Here is a 258-nt window from a genome sequence, read left to right on the forward strand (position 1 = left end):
TCGCCTCCAAGGTCGAAGTTGCTGGCGACAAGGTCAACGTCACCCGTGAAGTCGACGGCTGCCTGCAGACCGTTGCCCTGAACCTGCCGGCCATCGTCACCACCGACCTGCGCCTGAACGAGCCGCGTTATGCGTCGCTGCCGAACATCATGAAGGCGAAGAAGAAGCCGCTGGACGTGGTGACCCCGGACGCCCTGGGTGTTTCCACCGCTTCCACCGTGAAGACCGTGAAAGTCGAAGCTCCGGCTGCCCGTAGCG

1 protein-coding gene is annotated in these 258 nt (G+C 63.6%); it reads left to right on the top strand.

The window, feature by feature from the left end:
* On the top strand, window positions 1–258 hold a 258-nt coding region (locus IB256_RS30520), incomplete at both ends, for an electron transfer flavoprotein subunit beta/FixA family protein (protein WP_412547981.1).

The organism is Pseudomonas sp. PDM17 (assembly GCF_014851985.1).
Lineage (GTDB): Bacteria > Pseudomonadota > Gammaproteobacteria > Pseudomonadales > Pseudomonadaceae > Pseudomonas.